General features: G+C 28.2%; 15 protein-coding genes. All 15 read left to right on the forward strand.

The window, feature by feature from the left end; all coding sequences use genetic code 11:
• Positions 1-14: 14 nt before the first annotated feature.
• The 15 genes from ACZJV1_RS02385 (at position 15) to ACZJV1_RS02455 (ending at position 18,878) form a co-directional block, all read left to right on the forward strand.
• A complete protein-coding gene (locus ACZJV1_RS02385) occupies positions 15-1,505 on the forward strand; it encodes a 4Fe-4S dicluster domain-containing protein (protein ID WP_460286000.1) in 1,491 nt (496 codons plus the stop codon).
• A 563-nt stretch (positions 1,506-2,068) separates the two neighbouring features.
• A complete protein-coding gene (gene groES / locus ACZJV1_RS02390) occupies positions 2,069-2,353 on the forward strand; it encodes a co-chaperone GroES (protein ID WP_322389777.1) in 285 nt (94 codons plus the stop codon).
• Between the two features lie 14 nt (positions 2,354-2,367).
• Positions 2,368-3,993 carry a chaperonin GroEL gene (groL, locus tag ACZJV1_RS02395; RefSeq protein ID WP_463651297.1) on the forward strand — a complete coding sequence of 542 codons (1,626 nt, stop codon included), beginning with the start codon at positions 2,368-2,370 and terminating at the stop codon, positions 3,991-3,993.
• A gap of 267 nt (positions 3,994-4,260) precedes the next feature.
• Positions 4,261-4,677, forward strand: coding sequence for a type IV pilin protein (locus ACZJV1_RS02400; RefSeq protein ID WP_463651298.1), 417 nt, complete (start codon positions 4,261-4,263; stop codon positions 4,675-4,677).
• Positions 4,678-4,801: 124 nt separating this feature from the next.
• Positions 4,802-5,551: a prepilin peptidase gene (locus ACZJV1_RS02405; RefSeq protein WP_463651299.1), complete on the forward strand. Its 750-nt coding sequence runs from the start codon at positions 4,802-4,804 to the stop codon at positions 5,549-5,551.
• 128 nt (positions 5,552-5,679) lie between these two features.
• Positions 5,680-7,371, forward strand: a complete 1,692-nt coding sequence (locus tag ACZJV1_RS02410) for a GspE/PulE family protein (protein WP_463651300.1) — start codon at positions 5,680-5,682, stop codon at positions 7,369-7,371.
• Between the two features lie 16 nt (positions 7,372-7,387).
• Positions 7,388-8,590 (forward strand): type II secretion system F family protein, encoded by a 1,203-nt coding sequence (locus ACZJV1_RS02415; RefSeq protein WP_463651301.1) that lies wholly within the window; start codon positions 7,388-7,390, stop codon positions 8,588-8,590.
• A gap of 296 nt (positions 8,591-8,886) precedes the next feature.
• Entirely contained in the window at positions 8,887-9,303 is a 417-nt protein-coding gene (locus ACZJV1_RS02420) for a prepilin-type N-terminal cleavage/methylation domain-containing protein (RefSeq protein ID WP_463651302.1), read from the forward strand.
• 97 nt (positions 9,304-9,400) lie between these two features.
• Entirely contained in the window at positions 9,401-10,606 is a 1,206-nt protein-coding gene (pilM, locus tag ACZJV1_RS02425) for a type IV pilus assembly protein PilM (protein WP_463651303.1), read from the forward strand.
• A gap of 13 nt (positions 10,607-10,619) precedes the next feature.
• Positions 10,620-11,168, forward strand: a complete 549-nt coding sequence (locus tag ACZJV1_RS02430; protein ID WP_463651304.1) for a PilN domain-containing protein — start codon at positions 10,620-10,622, stop codon at positions 11,166-11,168.
• Position 11,169: 1 nt separating this feature from the next.
• Positions 11,170-12,441, forward strand: a complete 1,272-nt coding sequence (locus ACZJV1_RS02435) for a hypothetical protein (RefSeq protein ID WP_463651305.1) — start codon at positions 11,170-11,172, stop codon at positions 12,439-12,441.
• 9 nt (positions 12,442-12,450) lie between these two features.
• Positions 12,451-13,365 (forward strand): type IV pilus modification PilV family protein, encoded by a 915-nt coding sequence (locus ACZJV1_RS02440; RefSeq protein ID WP_463651306.1) that lies wholly within the window; start codon positions 12,451-12,453, stop codon positions 13,363-13,365.
• A 22-nt stretch (positions 13,366-13,387) separates the two neighbouring features.
• Positions 13,388-15,451 carry a hypothetical protein gene (locus tag ACZJV1_RS02445; RefSeq protein ID WP_463651307.1) on the forward strand — a complete coding sequence of 688 codons (2,064 nt, stop codon included), beginning with the start codon at positions 13,388-13,390 and terminating at the stop codon, positions 15,449-15,451.
• A gap of 14 nt (positions 15,452-15,465) precedes the next feature.
• Complete coding sequence (locus ACZJV1_RS02450) at positions 15,466-16,071, forward strand: PilW family protein (protein WP_463651308.1); 606 nt, start codon at positions 15,466-15,468, stop codon at positions 16,069-16,071.
• 14 nt (positions 16,072-16,085) lie between these two features.
• On the forward strand, positions 16,086-18,878 hold the full coding sequence (locus ACZJV1_RS02455; RefSeq protein WP_463651309.1) for a VWA domain-containing protein: 2,793 nt from the start codon (positions 16,086-16,088) through the stop codon (positions 18,876-18,878).
• The last annotated feature ends 28 nt before the right edge of the window (positions 18,879-18,906 follow it).

Below are 18,906 nucleotides of genomic sequence, written 5' to 3' on the forward strand. Positions count from 1 at the left end.
AGGAGGATTTTGGTATGTTTCAATTTGAAACTCAGTTAAAAAAGCTTAAGCATGAGGTTTTGACAGAAGTAGCTAAGTTGGCTAAGGAAGGTAATCTAACAACAGAATCAATAGAAAAAATTCCTTATGAGATTATAAAAGGGGAAACAGCTATGTATAGATGCTGTGTATATAAGGAAAGAGCTATTGTTTTAGAGAGAGCAAAATTAGCAGCAGGGTATTTAGCTAATGGAGATAATATAGATGATGAATTTGTTGATATTAAAGAGGACGATCAAATAATATATGTTATTGAAGCTGCCTGTGATAGATGTCCTATAAATAAATATAGTGTTACAGATTCTTGTAGAAACTGTTTAGCTCACAAATGTAATGAAGCTTGTAATTTTAATGCGATAACTTACGTAGCTGGAAGAGCATATATAAATCAAGAAATTTGCAAGGAATGTGGAATGTGTAAAAAAGCATGCCCCTATAATGCTATTGCAGAAGTTATGAGACCATGTAAAAGAGTATGTCCTACGGGTGCTTTAGATATAGATCCAGATGATAGAAGAGCTATGATAAAAGAAGAAACATGTGTTAATTGTGGAAGCTGCATGAGTGCATGCCCCTTTGGTGCTATTTCAGATAAGAGCTTGATAGTTCCAATATCAAAGAGACTAGCAAGAGGTAGAAAGATGTATGCAGTAGTTGCTCCAGCTATAACAGGACAATTTGGGGCGAAAATATCATATGGACAAATTAAAAATGCAATTAAAAAGCTAGGATTTGTAGATATGATAGAAGCAGCTTGTGGAGCAGATGCAGTAACTGTACATGAAAGTAGTGAATTTATAGAAAGATTAGAAGAAGGTCAAAATTACATGACAAATTCCTGCTGTCCTGGTTTTCTAAGTTATGTGGAAAAAATGTTTCCTACAGAAGTAGAAAAGATATCAGGAACTGTATCACCGATGATTGCAACAGCAAGATTTATAAAGCATAATGATCCAGATGCAAAGGTTGTATTTATAGGGCCATGTACTGCTAAAAAAAGCGAAGCAGTTAGAGAGTCAGTAAAGGATGCTGTTGACTATGTTATAACTTTTGAAGAGCTTTTAGCCTTATTTAGTGCCTTTGATATAGAAGTTGAAAAGTGTGAAGATACTATAGTTGATGATGCATCAATATATGGAAGAGGATTTGGAGCTCATGGTGGGTTAACAGCTGCTATAGAAAATTATATAAGAAGTCAAGGATTAGAAGTTAACTTTAATCCTGTTAAAGTATCTGGCGGAATAGAAATAAAGAAAACTATGACTATGGCTAAAATAGGAAAACTGCAAGGAAACTTTATTGAAGGTATGATGTGCGAAGGAGGATGTATAAATGGTGCAGGAGCACTAGTTACTCCTTTTAAATCTAAAGGTATTTTTAATAAAATAAATGCACAAGCAACTAAAAAGTCAGTTATAGATAATGATAATCTTGATGAGTATAAGAATATAGACTTAGAAAGATAAATTAAATATAAAAATATAAATTAGTTAATATATACGAGGTTTTTATATGATAATAACATTTTACGTTATATGATATAAACCTCGTTATATTATATTTTAAAATATTATGTACTTATAAGATATATTACGAGAGTGGTAGCCATATTCTAACTAGTAAAGCTAAAATTCACAGATTTTAATATTCAGCATAAGATAGCATTAGTGTTTTTATTAGCCATTTTTTAATATATTTTCTTATATATTTTTTAATATAAGTGTAACAATGATAGATACAATTTATTGGATGTTTTTGAAGTATTATGTAAAAGAAACAAATTCAAATATAATCATTATTAAATAATATATGGACATATATGAAATTAAAAGAAAATAAGTAAAAGAGTGAGGAAATATAAAATAATTAATGAAAAGTGGTAATATTTATTATATACAGGGTAATAATATATGAAGTAGCGTTTGAAAAAATCAAAGCAAAACATTATTATAAAGTTATTAGCACTTGAATATGATGAGTGCTAATAAAGAGAATTATTATTAGAGGTATAAATAGGAGGGATTTTTTTATGAACATTAAACCACTAGCAGATAGAGTAGTAATAAAGAAGTTAGAAGCAGAAGAAACAACTAAGAGTGGAATAGTTTTAACAGGAACTGCAAAAGAAAGACCACAAGAAGCAGAAGTTGTAGCAGTCGGACCAGGAGCTATAGTAGATGGAAATAGAATAGCTATGGAAGTAAGAGTTGGAGATAAAGTACTTTATTCAAAATATGCAGGTACAGAAGTTAAAGTTGATGGAGAAGAATATACTATTTTAAAACAAGATGATATCTTGGCAATAGTTGAATAAGGGAGGAATTAATTATGGCAAAAATGATTAAGTTTAGTGAAGATGCAAGAAGATCAATGCAAATTGGTGTTGATACACTAGCAGATACAGTTAAGGTAACTTTAGGACCAAAGGGAAGAAACGTAGTTTTAGATAAAAAATTTGGATCACCACTTATTACTAACGATGGAGTTTCTATAGCAAGAGAAATAGAACTTGAAGATCCATATGAAAACATGGGAGCTCAACTAGTTAAGGAAGTAGCAACTAAAACTAATGATGTTGCAGGGGATGGTACTACAACAGCAACTCTTTTAGCACAAGCTATAATAAGAGAAGGTTTAAAAAATGTAACAGCAGGAGCAAATCCAATACTAATTAGAAATGGTATAAGAATGGCAGTAGATAAAGCTGTTGAAGAAATAAAAAATATTTCAAAGCCAGTTAATGGAAAAGAAGATATAGCTAGAGTTGCAGCGATATCAGCAGATGATAAAGAAGTAGGTAAGCTAATTTCTGACGCTATGGAAAAGGTAGGAAATGAAGGCGTTATAACTGTTGAAGAATCAAAATCAATGGGAACAGAATTAGATGTAGTTGAAGGTATGCAATTTGATAGAGGATATGTATCAGCATATATGGTAACTGATACTGAAAAAATGGAAGCTGTTTTAGATAATCCATTAATTCTTATAGCAGACAAAAAGGTTTCAAATATTCAAGAGTTACTTCCAATTTTAGAACAAATAGTTCAACAAGGCAGAAAGCTACTTATTATAGCTGAAGACGTTGAAGGTGATGCTATGACTACATTAGTAGTTAATAAATTAAGAGGAACTTTCACATGTGTAGCTGTAAAAGCACCAGGTTTTGGAGATAGAAGAAAAGAAATGCTTCAAGATATAGCTACTTTAACTGGAGGAACAGTTATATCAGAAGAACTTGGTATAGACATAAAAGAAGTAACTGTTGATATGCTTGGACAATGTGAAAGTATTAAAGTTACAAAAGAAACTACTACAATAGTTAATGGAAAAGGAAGTAGCGAAGCTATTAAAGAAAGAGTATCACAAATAAGAGCTCAAATTGAAGAAACAACTTCAGAATTTGATAAAGAAAAATTAACTGAAAGATTAGCAAAACTTGCAGGTGGAGTTGCAGTAATCAAAGTTGGAGCAGCAACAGAAACAGAATTAAAAGAAAAGAAATTAAGAATTGAAGATGCTTTAGCAGCAACAAAAGCAGCAGTTGAAGAAGGAATAGTACCAGGTGGTGGAGCTGCTTATGCAAATATAATTAATGAAGTAGCAAAGATAACTTCAGATGTACCAGATACGCAAGTTGGTATAAATATAATAGTAAGAGCTTTAGAAGAGCCAATGAGACAAATTGCAACTAATGCAGGAGTTGAAGGTTCAGTTATTATAGAAAATGTTAAAAATAAAGAAGTTGGAATGGGCTATGATGCATTACAAGGAAATTACACTAATATGATTAAAGCTGGTATAGTAGATCCAACTAAGGTTACAAGATCAGCTCTTCAAAATGCAGCATCAGTAGCATCAACATTCTTAACTACAGAAGCTGCAGTAGTTGACATTCCTCAAAAAGAAACTCCAATGCCAGGAGCACCAGGAATGGGAATGGACGGAATGTATTAAAATTCTAATCTATAGGGAACTTAGATTTCTAAGTTCTCTATTTTTCATAATCTCATTTCTTCAGTTTTCAAGTGGACATATGTAAGTTTGCCTTGAATTGGAGAGAAGCGACGGAATAAGTAAACTTATATATATCCACTTTTTTATTGATTTTAAGTGTATTATAATATTATAATCTATACAGTAGGAATTAATTATATGAATTAAAAAAATCTTAAAGTAAATAATATTATAATAGTTTTTAAAATCATACTTGGAGGTACTGATATGAATAATAATTATAATACGAGGAAAAAGAAGAAAAAATATGGTTTTACTATAATTGAAATAATAACAGTACTAGTTGTAATAGGAATATTAGCGGGTATATTAGTACCTAATTTTAATAAATATATAGTTGACTCTAAAAAGGTGGAAGTAAAATCAATTATAAGAGAGTTTGTTATGGCAGTAGAAACAGCTGAAATAAGTGATAAAATTAAGTTTTCAAATAGTGATTCTGTAGCAAGTATACTAAGTGAAGGTGGAGAAAAGGCAAAATCTATAAATAAGTACATAAGCAATTCAGATGACTTAAATAGAATAAATAACTTAAATATAGAGGGTGCAAAAAAGATAGCTAATTATGAAAAGGATTTTGAGATAGATAAAAAAGGGAATTTTTTAAGAATAATAGAAAAATGATTAAAGCCGAGATTAAAATATCTTGGCTTAATTTATTTTTTATAAATTTATATATCTAAAGGAATATATTAACATTATGTAGAATTAAAACTAGGTCAACTTTACAAATTTAAGGAGGATAATTATGGAGTTATTTGTATTTATAATAGGGTTATGTATAGGGAGCTTTTTAAATGTATGTATATATAGAGTTCAAAGAGAGGAGTCTATAGCTTTTCCAGCTTCTCATTGTACCAATTGTGGATATGAACTAAAATGGAGTGATTTAATCCCTATAGTTAGTTATTTGTTTTTAAAGGGAAAATGTAGAAAGTGTAGTAAAAAAATATCATTAAAATATCCTTTAGTAGAATTATTAAATGGTTTTTTATATATTTTATTATTTATTAAATATGGATTAGGCTTAAATTTTATATTTTTTAGTTTGTTAGTTTCCCTGCTAATTGTTATTTCATTTATAGATTTAGAAAGTAAATATGTATATTCATCTACAATAATATTTGGTGTAGTCTTAGGAGCTATTTATATATTAATAGGATGGTATATTGGCCATATAAATATTTTAAATAATTTATTTGGAGGTATTTTAGGTTTTGGAATTATATATCTAATAGTTATAATTACGAAGGGGATGGGAGAAGGAGATGCTGAAATAGCAGGAGTTTGTGGCTTATTTCTAGGAGTAAAAGGTGTTTTAACAACATTGTTTATAGCTATACTATTAGGAGGAATAGTGGCTTCACTAATACTTTTATTTAAGTTGAAAGATAAGAAAGCAGAAATTGCCTTTGGACCATATATAGCTATTGCTACTATTATATATATGTTTTTAGGGAATGAGTTATTGTCATTATATTTAAAATTTTTTTGGTGAAAAGTAAGTTAAATTAAAATTAATATTCTGATTGCAAAAGGAAGAAAGCTATATTAATATTAAAATATGAGGTAAATGGACAAAAAAGGAAATTTTTTTTAGAAGGAAATTAAATTTAGGGGGAGCTTATGGCTATAGTTGAAAAGAAAAGATTAGGGGATATTTTAGTAGCAGCAGATAAGATAACTCCTTTTCAACTTCAAAGTGCGCTAAAATCTCAAAAAATTTTAGGTAAAAAATTAGGAGAAGTTTTAATTGAAGGTGGAATTGTTTCCGAAGAAGACATTATAGATGCTATAGAAACACAAACTGGAATAAAAAAAGTAGATTTAAATGATATAAATTTCGACAAAAAAGCTATTAAGATAGTGCCTCAAAATTTATGCGATAAGTATAATTTAATAGCATTTGGATTTGAAGAAGATAAAATAACAGTAGCGCTTTCTGATCCATTAAATATTTTTGCTATAGATGATATTTCCATATCTACAGGCTTAGAAGTTAAGGCATTTATTGCACCAAAAAATGATATAAAAAAATTTGTTCAAATAAACTATAGTAGCGAAGAAGTAAGCAAAGCAGCAGAAGAACTTTTAAAAGAAGCATTAGAGTCAAAAAGTATAACTTTAGATGTAGAAGAACTTGATGATGTAAAAAATGCCCCAGTTGTAAAGATGATAGAGCAATTATTTAGAAACTCAGTTGAAATGAGAGCATCAGATATACATATAGAACCATATGAAAAGGAAATAAGAATAAGATATAGAATAGATGGAGAACTTACTACAATAAATACTTTAGGGATAGAAAGCTTAGCACCATTAGTGACTAGAATAAAAATTCTTGCAGGACTAAATATAGCTGAGAAAAGGCTTCCACAAGATGGAAGAATAATAACTAAAGTTGGAAATACTGAAGTAGATCTTAGAGTATCTATCCTTCCAATTGTAAGTGGTGAAAAAATAGTTATAAGAATTTTAAATAGAGATAATTATAAGGTTAGCAAAGAAAAGCTTGGTTTAAGTAAAGAAAATCTTAAAAAGCTAGAAAATATAATAGCTAGCCCTAATGGAATAGTCCTAGTAACTGGTCCTACAGGAAGTGGAAAATCAACAACACTTTATACAATTTTAAGTGAACTTAATTCAAACAATGTAAACATAGTTACAATAGAAGATCCAGTTGAATATACATTAAGTGGTGTAAATCAAGTTAATGTGAATACCAAAGCTGGATTAACCTTTGCAAATGGTCTTAGAAGTATATTAAGACAAGACCCAGATATAGTGATGATAGGGGAAGTTAGAGATGAAGAAACTGCACAAATAGCAATTAAAGCAGCTATAACTGGTCACTTAGTTTTAAGTACTCTTCATACTAATGACTCACCATCTTCAATAACTAGATTAGTTGATATGGGAGTTGAACCTTACTTAGTGGCAACATCTATATCAGGGATAATAGCTCAAAGGCTAGTAAAGAAAATATGTCCTAATTGCAAAGAAGAATACATAGCTTCTGATTATGAAAAGATGATATTTAATGGAAAAGATAATGAGCATTTAAAATTATATAGGGGTAAAGGTTGTGGACATTGCAATAATACTGGATACATTGGAAGAATCGGTATATATGAAATAATGGAAATAACAAGAGAGCATAGAGACATAATAAATAAAACTAGAGATTCTAATATTCTTAAAGATATATCGATTAAGCATGGAATGACAACTCTTGCACAAGAGTGTAAAAGGCTAGTTTTAGAAGGAGTAACAACTATAGAGGAACTTGCCACTATAACACTACTAAAGGATATATAAGGGGTGATAAGAAGTTATGAAAATTTTTAAATATAGAGCTATGAAGGCAGATGGAACTAAGATAGAGGGGAAGTTTGAAGGTAGTTCGAAAGAAGAAGTAATAAATATGATAGCTTCAAGTGGATATTATCCTTTAAAGATTGAAGAGGTAGTTGAAAGTAAGTCTATAGAGTTTAAATTTTTAGATAGAATAACAACAAAAGATTTGGCCATTTTATGTAGGCAATTTTATACTATGCTAGATGCAGGAGTTCCTATAACTAATTGTTTGAATATTTTATCTAATGAAATTCCAAATAAAAAATTAAGAGATATACTATCAAAAATTGAGGATGATGTTAAAAAGGGAGAGCTTTTGTCAGAATCAATGGCAAAGCATAATAAGGTTTTTCCACAACTCTTAATAAGTATGGTAGAGTCAGGAGAAGTTAGTGGTAATATTGATGAAATGATGCTTAGAATGTCGGTACATTTTGAAAAGGAAAATAAAATTAATAACAAGATAAAATCAGCAATGACATATCCAGCTATATTAAGTGTAGTTGCTATAGCAGCTGTTGTTTTTATAATGACATTTGTAATGCCAACCTTTATAGAGATGTTTGAAGGGGAAGGAATAGAACTTCCTTTAATAACTAGAATCATGCTTGGGACAAGTAGGTTTTTAAGTAATAATTTATTTCTAATATTGATATCGATAATCATTATAGTGTTAATATTTAATATTTACAAAAAAAGTTCAAGTGGGATTTTAAGAATTAGCTATTTAAAGTTAAAGCTTCCTATAATAGGGACATTAAATAAAAAAATAATAGTTTCAAGATTTACAAGAACCTTATCTACTTTAATAGCATCGGGAGTGTCTTTAGTACATGCCCTTCCAATAGTTGCAGGAGTACTAGAAAATAAAGTAGCAGAAGATGCCATTTTGAAAGTTAGAGAAAGAGTTGTAAGAGGAGATGGATTAAGTTCACCAATAAGAGAAAATGATATTTTCCCTAAAATGCTATCTTCAATGATAAAAATAGGGGAGGAGTCAGGTTCCTTAGATGACATATTAAACAAAACAGCAGACTTCTACGATGATGAAGTTGAACAAGCTATTCAAACAACAACAGCTCTTATAGAACCATTACTAATAGTAGTTATGGGAATAGTTATCGGAGGTATAGTAATTTCAATAATGCTTCCAATGTTTGATATGTACACACAAATGTAGGATTTTGATCTTTTTTCAGAAAGTACTTCTAGCTGCTCGCTATATGTTTACTACACATATTCTATTTATCAGCGACAGTATATTTATAACCATAGTTGGTAAAAATAGGGATATGTAGAATTGAAAAGATGATGTTTTGCTATGTAAAATTTAGGGTTATATAATCGCAAAGCGATTCTAGTTTAAAATTTTTTTAAGGATTTTTTCCTTAATTCTATATTATTTTGCTTCGCAAAATATAAATAGGTTTATATTTAAAAATTAATATAAAGCAAAAATAAAAGGAGGATTTTATTATGATTAAAAATGCTAACAACAAAAAGAAAAAGAGAGGGTTTACTTTAATAGAGCTTATTATAGTTATAGCTATTATAGCTATACTAGCAGCAATAGCTATTCCAAAGTTTGGGGAAGTAAGAAAGAATGCAAATGAAAAAGCAGATATAGCAGATGCTAAAACAATAGCAAATGCTGTTACAGCATTAATAGCTGAAGGAAAAATTGAATTAGGTGCTGGTGATATTAATGTTGCAAAAGGTGGTACTGGTGATGTAAAAGACATAGAAGATTATCTTCAAAATGTACCAACACCAAAAAGTGTTTCAGGAGCAACTAACTTCGTAGTTAAAGTTGCAGCTGATGGTAGAGTAACTATAGAAGCTGGAAATAAAGAGTTCTTCCCAGAAGTAAAAGATGCTACAGCAAAACAATAACAAGAATGTAATATTAATTAAAGAGTAAAATGTAGATGACCTCTGCATTTTACTTCTATTAATTATCAACTATCAACTAAACTCCGGAGGTGAGAAAATGTCACAGGAAAAAAGTAAATTCAATTTATCAAAGCTAAAAGATAGAGGAAGTATGGATGTAAAGGACATTGGTAAGCTTTTTAAAAAGGAAAAATCTAATGATATAAATTCTTCTTATGAAGTAGTAAATAAAGTTGAAAAGAAAATCAGAATTAAGGAAAAAGCAAAATTAGTTTTGTCTATAGATTTAGGAACTAATCATATAAAGCTAGTAGAAGGAAAGTATCAAAAAAATAAGCTTAGTTTAAACAAGGCTATTGAAATTCCAACTCCAGAAGGATGTATAGCTGATGGTAAGATAATAAATTCTCAAGGTGTTATAGATGTATTAGATTTTTTAATAAAGGAAAATAACATAAAGGCTAAGGACGTTATATTTACAACTAACTCTTCCTCAATAATAAACAGAGATATTTTAATACCATTAGTTCAAGAAGAGGAAATGGAGACTGTAATTAGGTATGAAATACAACAATACTTACCTATAAATTTAGATGATTATATTATTCAATTTATAGTTTTAGACAAAATTGTTGAAGATTCAGGAGCAAAGCTAAAGGTTAATGTAACTTCTTTCCCAGAAAGAATGGCTCTTGCTTATTATAATATAATAAATTCTTTAGATTTAAACCCATATGCATTAGATGTTACTTATAATTCAATAAATAAATTAGCTAATTATTCAGAGTATACATCAAATGATGGACAAGTTATAGGAGGTACTGTTGCTTTTATTGATATGGGAGCAACCTCTATTAGTGTGGCAATATTTAAAAATGGCAAATTAGATTTTACAAGAATGATAAAATCTGGTGGAGATAATATAGATTATGCCTTAAGCCAAAGCTTAAATATGTCAATAAAATCAACAGAATCTATAAAGATAAAGGATGGAAATTTATTAAACATTAAAGAAGATGATATTTCCAATTTAACTATAAAAAAAGCTGTTGATGATATATTAGAAGAGCTAGAAAGAATACTTCAGTTTTATAGCAACAAATCTGGTAATGTAATAAATAAAATATATTTATATGGTGGGACTTCTAATTTAACTAATATAAGTACATATATTCAAAATAGGTTAAATACTAATGTTCATAAAATTGAAGAAATTAGAAATATAGAATTTACATCCAAGGAATTAACTAATGAAAATCTTGGAGAATACTTAAATGCCATAGGCGCAATTATAAGGTTATAAGGAGGAACATTATATGGTAAAAGATATGAATTTTTTTACCCCTTACCAAGGGCAAAAAAAGGAACAAAAAAATAAAAATATTTATGTTTACTCCTTAACAGGTTTTTTAGCAGTTGTTATATTAGGAACCTTAGCTTGGAACAGTACAAGCTTATTTTTACTTAATAGAAAAATTAAGAGTTATAATGAAAAATTAGAACAAGAAAATATAAAAGAGAAAATTACTAAATGGGATGATATAAGTAGAAAAAGTGATATCTTAAAGAGATATGATATAGAGTTAAGCAAAATAGTTGGTGCTTTAAAAACTAGAAAAGTAGTAACTACTAATTTATTAGATAAACTAAGTTCTAGCTTACCAACAGAAGTAACTTTTAGTAGCATAAACATAACTAATACAGAAATTTCTATTCAGGCTGTTTCAACAAGTAGGGTTGCGATAGGGGAAATAGAGCATAATTTAAAGAAGCTAAATAATATACAAGATGTATATATTGGTGGAATATCAGGGGATGGACAGTATACCTTTGATATAAAATGCGTATTAAAGGATGTTGAGTAGTATGAATATAAGTAAAAGAGAAAAATATTTATTAGGTATTTTAATAACTGTATTAGTATGCTTTGTTTACTATCAATTTATTTATAAAAATCAAATTGAAAAGCTAAATGTAAAAAGAAATGAAAAAAATCAAGTTGAGCAAAGATATAATGAAGTAATGGCAGCAATAGCAAAGTTAGACTCAAAAGAAGAGGAACTAAAAATATTAAAATCAACTGTTTTAGATAAATCACAAAAGTTATATCCAACTATTTTACAAGAGAAGATAATAATTGAGATAGACAAGCTTTTAAGTGATAGTGGACTTAAAGGAAATATAGCTTTTAGTCCAATAGAAGTATCACCAGTAGAAAAGATGATATCTAAAGAAGTAAAAAAGCCAGAAAGCTCATTAAAACCTATGGCTGATGAATATAATGGCAAAGAAATTAAAAACATTGAAAATAGTAATTCCAATAATTCTAATAACAATACAAATAATACAACAGAAAACTCTGGACAAGACCAGCAAGAGGTTAAGAGTCAAGAAGGTGGAGCAACATCAGAACAACTCAAGGTTGCAATAAACTTTTCTGGAAACTATGGAAATTTAAAAAAATTTATTGAGCTAGTACAAAACTATGAAAGAAAAGTTGTAATTACAAATATATCAATATCATCAAAATCTCAGGAAGAGTTAGCAGGAGTTATGAATTTAGAATTTCATGCAGTTCCTAAGTTATCTGATACAGATATGGAATATCTAATATGGACATTAAACAATGTATATGGAAAAGAAATTTTATTTAGTAATGGAGCAGCAAGTGGAGCATACTCTTCAACTATAGAAGAGCAAAAAGATAAAAAAGATATTAATGATTTTGCTATGATGCTTAGATCACCATCTTCAGAATTACCTACAGTAACAATAGGAAAGGCTAAAGATGATTCACGGGAAAGTTATATATACTCAGATAATGACAAAACTGAGGAAGTAGAAATAGCTTTTAATGAAGAAGGAGGAAAAATTTATTATAAATATAAAACCTCATCGTCATATTATCCTAAAGAAAATTCAGGAACAGGTAAGGAGATTAAGTCAAAATCAGAAAATATAGTTCTTGAAATATTAAGTGAAAAAAGAGTAGGAAGTTCAGATAATTCAGGAATAAAATTAAAGGTTATAAATAATACATCTAAAAAGGTTGAAGTAATGGTTAAAGATGACGATTCTTCAAATCCTAGAGTTGCAGTAACAAGTGAAGGTAACACTGTAAATGTTACTAAAAAGTAGGTGTTTAATATGAAAAAAGAAAAACTAAAAGCAAAAAAAGGGATGACATTAATTGAGGTAATCATTAGTGTTACCCTTTTATCAATATTAGTGGTACCTTTATCAGCATTGGTAATTTCAAGCTTAAAAACAAATAAAGATGCGGAACATAAACAAAAGGCAAGTTACATAGGGCAAAAGGTTTTAGAAGAGCTGAAGGCTTATGATGAAATAACATTAAAAGATGATACTGGAGTAAAGTATTTTCAGCTTTTAGATGGAGATAAAATAGAAAAAAAGAGCTTATCAGAGAATAAGTTTACAGGAAGCTTTAAAAGAACTATATATGGAGCTACTTCAGAAGACTCAAGTAAAAATGAAGAAGTTTATAATGTTGATGTTGAGATAACTCAAGATTCTAATTTTAAATATAGTGACACAGATAATTTAGATAAAAATAGTGATGCAGACTTTAAGCTTAATTTTTTTAGAAAAGATAATGTAAATAAAATAGAATTAGATTCTGATAAAAATAGTGTTCCATCAGTTAGTGGAGATTTAATAGTTGAATTAAATAAAGGCTCGAACAACCTAAATTTAAGGGTTTATAGTAAAAATAATAAAAGTCCAATAATAGATACTACAAAGAAAGAAGCGATTAATAATAAGATTCTTTTATATATTACAAATAGTTTTAGTGAAAATATCAATGTTGATATAAAAAATAATACAGAAGAGTTTATAGAAATACATGTAGTTAAGGAAAATAATTCTTTTGGTAAGTTAAATGTAACATCAAGTAAAGGCAATGTGATGCTATATGAAGAAAATGAAATAGAAAAAAGCTTAATTGCAGATATGTATAAGTACAAGGTAACAGTTAAAGACAAAAGTAATAAAGTCTTATTTGAAGGTAACTCAAGCAAAAACATAAATATAAAATAAATTTATTGGTGGTGAATAAGAGGTGAAAAAAAGAAAAAAGAAAAAAGGTTCAACCTTTATGATAGTAGTTATAGTTATGGCAATTATTTTTACAACAGGAACAACAATATTAGCTGTTACAGCCAATGACTATAAAATGAGAATAAATGAAAGTAAGAAGCTTCAAAATCTTTATGAAGCAGATTCAGGTCTAGATATAGTAGAAAACATAATAATAAAAACCTCACAAGAAGCCATAAAATATGCAGATAATGAAGTTAAAAAAGAATTCACTAATACAAAGGAAGAAGATAGAAGAAAGGAAAATTTAAATAAATTATTTAAAGAAAAATTCTATGAATTTCTATCTAAAAAAGAGACTTTAAATTTAAAAGGTAACTCAAAGGAATTGTATATTCTAGAGTATTTAATAAAGGATAAGAAATATATAAAATCTATATCTAATGATGCTATGGAGTACACTTCAAGTGGAATAGATCCTAATATAATAATAGAAATACCTGAAGGCGGGTATGTTGTAAATAAGAGTGGAAATATTATAGATAATATTAAAGTAAAAGTTAATTCTACTTTTGAAACAAAAGAAGGAACACTTAGAAATAAAAAAACAGTTTCTACAGAATTTACAGTAAAGGCACCAGATTATAATTCGGAAATAACTAGTATAAATATATACCCTGTATTTGATGGTAAAGCGATAACAGCAGATGGAAATATGACTGTTTCAGAAGGTAACATTGATATAAAAGGGGATATATGGATAAAAGGTAATCCTAGCAATTTAGATAATCCAGCATTTACTTTTGATAAATATAATGGAGGAATAAGCTTAGAAAATACACAGTTTAATATTGATGGAAACATATATACTGACAATACTTTTCATTTAAAAAATAAAGTAGAAAAAGGCTCATCTGTAAATGAAAATATATATGCAAAAAATATTTATGTAGGAAAATCTGCAAATTCAATCATTTCAGAGAATAATAATATTTCTTTTCAAAAAGATGTTATTGTAAATAATGATTTAGCATTAAATGCTATAAAAAGTAGTATATTGATTAAAAATAATTTTTATGGAATTAATGATAAGACAACAGAAGTGGATACGGCTGAAAAAGCATTAAATTCAAGTAGTATTATCGTAAATGATCTAAGTAATACATCTAAAATAACAGTAGATAAGGATTCTTATATTATGGGAGTTGCATATCTAAATGCAACTGATGATAAAGGTAATAAATATCAAACTGGTGAATCTGTAGCAGTAAAAGGGAACTATTTAGCTTATACAGATGTAAATAATTTAGGTAGTAATGTTACTTTAAAATATTATAACCCACTTCATTTATTAGAAAGTATCAATGGAGATAAGTCAGCAAATATGAAGGCTAAATATTTTGAAGACTATTATTCTAAGTCTAATGATTATTCTTTAAAACAAGGGGGAGTAAATCTTAATGGAAATATACATTCAGTAGGGGCAAGCATTAAGATGGATGGTACTATTCAAAAAGCAAATATAAGTAAAGAAGATTTAGACGTAATAAATAATCAAAAAAGTGAATTTGCAAGAAATGTATTTGCTATGGGGGATTCTACAGGTTTTAAGGATTTATATGACGAGCAAACCGTTGTTAGAACTGTTAATAATCAAATAGATTTTAATAAAGTAAGAGATATTCAAAATAATGCATTTGATGAAAAGGAAGGATCAGTTATTTTAATAGGAGATAAACAAAATCTCGTAATAGAAAATAATAAAATAAATGGACAAGCATCACAAAAAATAAACAAAGGTTTAATAGTAACAAATGGAGATATAACCATAGAAGGTGAATTTGATTTCACTGGAAACATAATAACTACAGGAAATATTAATTTTAAAGACAATGGAACTAAGAAAATTACTTATAGTCCTCAAGTTGTAAGAAATGTACTATCTAGTAATTATGATGTTTTAAAGGATATATTTAAAACTAAAGAAAGTATAAGTAAGGGTGAGGAGATAAAAGTTAATGCATCTTCAGAATTATATAATACAGATAGTTTTCTAAAAAAATCTTTATGGAGAATTGTTAAATAAAAGAGGTGGAATTATTGAAAACAAAAGCAAAAGGATTTACTTTACTAGAACTTATAATAACCTTAAGCTTAACAGTTTTAGTTTTAGGAGTAGTTTATACATTTTTCTTTAGTAATAGCAAAACCTTAACTACTACAGAAATTAATTCTGACCTGCAATTAGAGGCTGAAGCAATTCAAAAGGAGTTGTTAATGTATGGAACACAAGCTGAGGGAATAAGTAAAATTAATGGAGTGGAGTTAATAATCCCTAAGGACATGGAGTATAGTTCTATAGCAGCTAGCGATGGAAAACTTGATGTTACAGAAATAAAGCTAAAAGTTGGAGCAGATTATTTTACTTTTTTATACAACGAAATTAATAATACGTTAACTATAAGAAAAGTAAATGAAGAAGATAGAGAAGTTATAGACTCAAAGTTAAATTTACCAAAAGAGTTGTCAAATAATGTTTCTGAATTTAAAGTTAGACCTTTAGATTATAGGATGAACCCAACAGGAAATTTTAAAGATGCTCCAGGATTAGAAATTTCATTAGTTCTAAATAAGAAAAAGGGTTATTCAAATGTAACTATTCCTGTAAGTGTAATAGTTAAATTTAGAAATAAAAATAATATTTAAAAAAGGGGGATAAAATGATTAAGAAAAATAAATTTAAAATAATAAGTTTAATAACAATATTTTTTGTTATAGGAACCTTAATATCCCTTAAAAGTTTAGATGTAAAGGCAAAAGTTCCAGATAGACCAGATTTTGATATGGAAATTTCAGCTTCTCCAAACCCAGCTATGGTAGGCGAGGATATAGTAGTTAGTGGAAAAATAATACCAAAGCCATTTGAAACAGAAATACCTCCAAAGGAAATAGTATTAGTTTTAGATGTGTCTGGAAGTATGAAAGATCAAATCAGAGGAGTTATATGTAATAATACAGGATATTGTGAAGAGCATAATTCATATAATAGGCATTATACAACAAAAATGTATGAGCTAAAAAAGGCTGCAAAAAATTTTGTTGAGAAAATGAAAAATGTACCTAATCTTAAGATTGGTATTGTTACGTACTCTACAAATGCAGATATTAGAAGGGCTAGAATTAATAATAAGGATGTAGCATTAATACCTTCAAATGAAATTTATAAGTTAAACTCAATAATAGATGGATTAAGGCCTGATGGAGGAACTAATACAGGAGAAGGAATGAGAAAGGCAACTTATTTATTAGATAGCAGTGGTGAAAGTAATTCAAATGCTAATAAATCCATAGTAGTAATGTCAGATGGAATTCCAACTTATAGAACAATTTATGAATACTGGAACTATGGTCGATATTGGGATTATTATAGGGATACTAGTATTGAAAATCCTAGGGATGCCCGTATTGGTGGCGCAGGTAGTTCAGATGATGGTGGCTTAAATACAGAATATGCAAAAGAAATCGGTAAAATTATTAATATTAAAGGATATAATGCCTTTTCAATAGGATATGGTATGAACGATACAGGAAATAGCAAAATGAGAGAAATACAAGGAGCTATGACTGGGTTAAATATGAATGACCAAAGTACTACGGATGAAGCAAAAGGATTCTTTCCAACAAGTGATAATGCAATAGATAGTGTTTTTAATAAAATTGCAGATAAAATATTAGATAGTTATCCTGTTAATAATATAGATTTAAATATAAACTTTACAGAAGGTTTTACATTAAATGCAGGAGGAAATACTGTAAGATTAGATAATGTTATTTATAAGAAAGTTTCAGAAAGTAATGGTAAGGCAAGGTATGAAGCTAATCCACAATCATTTAAATTTACGGTAAAGGGAAGAATACCAGGTGTTCAAAAAATCTATAATAAAATAGATATTAAATTCCAATGGAAAAATGATACTATTACAATAAATCCTACAAATAATATATCTATAACAATAAAGGATAATGAGCTACCATCTATAGAAGCGAAACTTATTAGCTCTAAGGAAGTTCAGGTTAATAAAAATGAAGAATTTAAACTTCAGTATGAAATTAAGCCAGATGACTTTATTTTTAAAGATGTAACAAATACAGTATCAAATGATGTTGTTATTGTTTTAGATGTGTCTAAAGATATGAAGGACAAATTAATACCAATAAAAAACTCACTATGGAGTAAGCTTTTAAATAATGATACTTTAATAAGTAGTCAAACACAATATGGATTAGTAACATTTAGTAGTCAAGCAAAACAAAAGGTTGATTTAACTAAGAATATAGCTAATCTTAATGAAGAATATATAAAAAATATAGAGTTTGATAATTCTAATGCTAGCAATATAGGACATGCTTTTGATGAAGCAGTAGATATTTTATCAAGAGGTAGACGAGAAGCAAGAAAAAATATAATATTTATATCCATGGGAAAAGTATCATATAATACTGATTCCTTAGAATTGTTAAAAAAACAAGGATATAATATATTAAGTTTGTCTATGGATAATAGTAAGGATAATAATAGCTTATATAGGTTGCATAAAGATTTATCAGGAAAAGATGAAGACTATTTTAATGTAGATAATAATAATTATAGTAGTATAGAAGAAACTCTAATGAATCTTATAGCTGATAGAATAATTTCTACCACTAAGTATAAATCTTATAAGTTTAAACCATCATTAAAGATAAATTTAGGTGAGAATTTTAATGCTATAAGCGGAATACAAAGTGTAAATGGAGGAGTAGCAACAATAGCAGTACCAGAAATTACTTATAATCCCGTAGGAGATGGAAAATATTCATCAGATAAGGTTTTAGTGGAGTTTACTATATCAGTTAAAGAGGGAAAGATAGGAGAGCTAAATTTCGGTGAAGCTAAGAAAAACATAATGATCTATAATAAGTTAAAAGGTGGAGTTGCAGAAGTTTTATTAGAAACACCAAAAGTTACAGTAAGAGAGGAAATAAAAAACTTAACTCATGGCCTGTATAATGGAATTAGAAATAACTTAGTAGATATTCAAACTAATGCTAATGGATTTGAAATAGCTGCAGGATCAACAGTGACCTTTGGAGGTAAGTTTACTTTAACAGGCAATAAATCAGAATTTAATTTAAATATAGATTCTAAATTTGAACAATTAAATAATGATGATATAAAGATTTATAAAGTTGTTAAGAATGGTGAGAATATTTCTTTAGTGGAACTATTAGATGTAATTAAAACAAAGACATCACCAAATAATAATAACTTTAATATAAAGTTAGAAAACTTAAATGAAAATAATAGTAGTTCAGTATTAGAAAATGAAGTGGTTGTTGTATATAAAGGAAAGATTAAAGAAGATAGTAAAACTGAAAGGCTTGAAAACACCATTCAGTTTACAAATGCTTCATCAAAGGTAAGTATTTTCACTCCTAATTCAAAGAATGGAGAATTACCAGACCTATTCTAAAATTAAATTTAAATCATATAAAAGCAGG

This window comes from Clostridium sp. LS3 (assembly GCF_055330225.1).

Excerpts from the sequence above, each read along its gene's own strand:
- ACZJV1_RS02385 (WP_460286000.1), top strand. The coding sequence starts at position 15 with ATGTTTCAATTTGAAACTCAGTTAAAAAAGCTTAAGCATGAGGTTTTG.
- groES (WP_322389777.1), top strand. The coding sequence starts at position 2,069 with ATGAACATTAAACCACTAGCAGATAGAGTAGTAATAAAGAAGTTAGAA.
- groL (WP_463651297.1), top strand. The coding sequence starts at position 2,368 with ATGGCAAAAATGATTAAGTTTAGTGAAGATGCAAGAAGATCAATGCAA.
- ACZJV1_RS02400 (WP_463651298.1), top strand. The coding sequence starts at position 4,261 with ATGAATAATAATTATAATACGAGGAAAAAGAAGAAAAAATATGGTTTT.
- ACZJV1_RS02405 (WP_463651299.1), top strand. The coding sequence starts at position 4,802 with ATGGAGTTATTTGTATTTATAATAGGGTTATGTATAGGGAGCTTTTTA.
- ACZJV1_RS02410 (WP_463651300.1), top strand. The coding sequence starts at position 5,680 with ATGGCTATAGTTGAAAAGAAAAGATTAGGGGATATTTTAGTAGCAGCA.
- ACZJV1_RS02415 (WP_463651301.1), top strand. The coding sequence starts at position 7,388 with ATGAAAATTTTTAAATATAGAGCTATGAAGGCAGATGGAACTAAGATA.
- ACZJV1_RS02420 (WP_463651302.1), top strand. The coding sequence starts at position 8,887 with ATGATTAAAAATGCTAACAACAAAAAGAAAAAGAGAGGGTTTACTTTA.
- pilM (WP_463651303.1), top strand. The coding sequence starts at position 9,401 with ATGTCACAGGAAAAAAGTAAATTCAATTTATCAAAGCTAAAAGATAGA.
- ACZJV1_RS02430 (WP_463651304.1), top strand. The coding sequence starts at position 10,620 with ATGGTAAAAGATATGAATTTTTTTACCCCTTACCAAGGGCAAAAAAAG.
- ACZJV1_RS02435 (WP_463651305.1), top strand. The coding sequence starts at position 11,170 with ATGAATATAAGTAAAAGAGAAAAATATTTATTAGGTATTTTAATAACT.
- ACZJV1_RS02440 (WP_463651306.1), top strand. The coding sequence starts at position 12,451 with ATGAAAAAAGAAAAACTAAAAGCAAAAAAAGGGATGACATTAATTGAG.
- ACZJV1_RS02455 (WP_463651309.1), top strand. The coding sequence starts at position 16,086 with ATGATTAAGAAAAATAAATTTAAAATAATAAGTTTAATAACAATATTT.